The organism is Phyllobacterium sp. 22552, from assembly GCF_052044585.1.
Classification (GTDB): domain Bacteria; phylum Pseudomonadota; class Alphaproteobacteria; order Rhizobiales; family Rhizobiaceae; genus Phyllobacterium; species Phyllobacterium ifriqiyense.
In genome coordinates, this window is sequence record NZ_JBQENG010000011.1 from 1 (window position 1) to 3,038 (window position 3,038).

Sequence of the window (3,038 nt, forward strand, 5' to 3'; positions counted from 1 at the left end):
GGCGGCAACCCTCGAGGGGACGCCTGCAGTCAAGCCGACCCTTTCAGACCAAATGGTGCTGCCGCACCTTCGTAACAAGTCTGCCAATATGCGGCGCATATAACCGGTTACCTCTGTTTTCCCTTGATGCCTTCCTCATCCTTCGTCGGGCCATCACCGTTTAACAGATCAAAGTAACAGCCGCTCATTCATTTGCTCCCAATGTAAGTTCAAGGTGGAGGAAAGGCTGCACGACCTATTCTTGACACAAGAGGTCGTCCGATCTTCCCGTTGCCCTGCTTCTTCTCTTTTGTTCTTTGATACGGCGCTTGGCGGTGCGAATGTCTTTTTCTTGTTTCCGCTCCAGCGCCCTTTCGCGGTTGACCGCCAGCGTGCTGAGAACACCTGGATCTTTAATTCCCCGGTCACAGAAGTTCATGATGGTCGTGGCCAATCGGCTGCTATGTTCGTGGTTGTGGGGATGACGGTTCAAAGCGTGGGAAGCCAGGCGGTGAGCTTCGATCAATAACTGCGAGTGAGCGCTGCCGTATCCAAGTTCTTGAAACGTTGAGAAAGACACTGGTTTCTCCTCTGAATTCAATTTTGTGGCTCCAACCTCAACTTCTTCGCGGGAGCGAGGGGCCGGGCCTGCAGTCAGTGAAGTGTCAACGCCTCTGACAGCAAGACATTCAACAGCCTTACTCAAAGAAGGTTCCTTTCGTGCGCGCAAATCAGAGACTTCATGAGACTGACCGCGTTTAATTACTTGAATGAACCGAGCTGCAGGTGTCGCCATGCCCCTGAACAAGAGTTTTACCAAGGTAGCGAACAAAGTTGCCATAGCGGGCTGGTCATCCCGTCACATTCATAATATGCGTCGCGTCTGTGCTCGGCTGGGCAATTACAGGTCCGGTATTTGGATTTTCCAAAACCTGGGAGCTGATCGTCAACACCCGAACGATTATTGTGATCTTCTTTATCCAAACACTCAGTACCGTGACGGCGTAGCGATCCAAGCAAAGCTTGATGAACTTATTGGCGCAAGCGAGGCGAAAAGAAACTTCATCGGGATTGAGCACTTGACTGAGAAAGAGGTCGAGGAATTTCGCAAAAGATTTGAGAAGACGGTGGAGGAAGCTGCCGAGGAGAAACAGGCGGCTTAACCTTCTATCATTCGTCGGTATAAGGTGCAGCAGTCCGAGGTACTCTGGTTGTCCGGGAAGTTGATAAATGTTCCGCCTGCCAGCCTTATCGACACGTGTCGATTAAGCAGCCATCACATCAGCAAGCGCGCTTAGATTCTTGAACCTTAATCTGCTTGGCAGTTTGATACCACGCGAATGCCCTACACGTTCTCCAACACAGTACGTACTCGGTACAACGCGGTTAGTGATAATCATTTCAATACAAGACTTTAATGAGAGTTGTAGACATATGCGCTACAATTCAAATCGATGAAAATTAGCCCATTAACGGCATTTTCAAAGGAAGGATTCTGACAACTTCCCTGTTTGTACGCGGCCGTAAGGGGTATGTTCGACGGTGATTGTTTTGACGGGTGCAAGGCTTCTAGGGATGGCAACTGAAGGACATTCGCTTTTGTCGATACTTTAAAAAAAGAATAACAATTCTTTTAGTTTATGCCTTTCATAGGGATTCTTCTGATAAAACCATGCTGCTGTTCGGCGCGCCGATGCAATACCAGTGAAATACTTCTTCTGATATTACTGTTCATCGTAATGTTTAATTTGTTTGTAGATTATTAGCATCAATTAATATCAAAAATATATTCGTATTATTATTATTATGATATTTTGAAGCCATCTTCATCTTTGAGAAAAGTCACCGTCCACCCATTTAGACACGCATCTGTGATTTATTGCAGGTGTTGTCGAGAATAGATTGACTTTTTTTACTGAAATGACATTCAATCGGTGGCGGTGAGATATCAGATTTATTTGATATTCCCCGTTGCAGTATATTAGGGCGATTCGGACTGTACTTGGGGCCAAACAAAATACTTAGCCGACGGCGAAGTGGGGGGATATGGGAAAATTATCAGCTTTTGGAGGCCGGATCAGTTATGTTCCGGGCACCTTGTTTGCCATCTGTGTGATTTTTCTCATCGCTTTCGGCGCGGGCTTGCTGTTCACTGCTCCCGCTTCGGCGCAGAACTGCGGCCCCTACAATATTTCAGTGGCCCATGGAGGTTCAACACAGCTTACAGTTACATGCGATCCCTTTGGCCTGAATAATCCTTCCGTCCTCACGCAACCGGCGCATGGAACAATAACTGTTCTGAATATCAATTCAGGGCTGATTGAATATTCGCACAATGGCGGCGCTGATGTCGCAACGTCCGACAGCTTCGTCCTCGCAGGCGCTTCAGCCCAGCAGATACAGGTTTTTGTCACGATCGGACCTGCCTCAACAATGACTATTTCGCCGGGCTCCCTCGGCTCCATGCGTGCGGGAGTCAGCTTCAGCCAAACACTCTCGGCAAGTGGTGGTGTTGCGCCCTATACATTCTCGCTTGTATCTGGTGGCGTGCCAGGGATAACCCTCAGTGGCAGCACTCTCTCGGGGACCCCAACTGAACGAGGCGCGCATACACTGGTTGTCGAGGCAACTGATAGTGTTGGTACGACCGCACAGAAATCCTACGGGGTGACTGTCGCCAATCCAATCCTCACGACGGCGCCGCTCAGTCACAGCATGGCCGTGGGGCAACCAAGTACAGCATCAATCACAACCACTGGCGGCATCGCGCCATATACTTATGAAGTCAATCCCGGAAGTGGGACATTGCCTCCAGGCATTAGTCTTGCATCAAACGGCGGTTTGACAGGGACACCCACTGCTGCCGGAACTTTTACGTTCGATGTTGTGGCGAGGGAGAGCAGCACCAGTTCGGATTGTAACTGCCCATTCTTCAAACTGGATACTGTTACAATTACTGTGGCAAATGTGGCTCCGCCGGTTGCCAACGCGGTCTCGGCAACGATTGCCTTCAACTCGAATGCCAATCCGATTACGCTGAATATCACAGGCGGTGCACC

At 49.4% G+C, this 3,038-nt stretch carries 3 protein-coding genes; 2 read left to right on the forward strand and 1 reads right to left on the reverse strand.

Annotated elements, in window-relative coordinates; all coding sequences use genetic code 11:
• Window positions 1-235 precede the first annotated feature (235 nt).
• On the reverse strand, window positions 236-559 hold the full coding sequence (locus ACTJI9_RS21005; protein WP_440810704.1) for a hypothetical protein: 324 nt from the start codon (window positions 557-559) through the stop codon (window positions 236-238).
• A 214-nt stretch (window positions 560-773) separates the two neighbouring features.
• Between ACTJI9_RS21005 and ACTJI9_RS21010 the strand changes: the two genes are divergently transcribed.
• Window positions 774-1,142 carry a low affinity iron permease family protein gene (locus ACTJI9_RS21010; protein WP_440810706.1) on the forward strand — a complete coding sequence of 123 codons (369 nt, stop codon included), beginning with the start codon at window positions 774-776 and terminating at the stop codon, window positions 1,140-1,142.
• Between the two features lie 883 nt (window positions 1,143-2,025).
• Window positions 2,026-3,038 (forward strand): putative Ig domain-containing protein (locus ACTJI9_RS21015; RefSeq protein ID WP_440810708.1); only part of this gene is annotated, 1,013 nt, incomplete at its 3' end.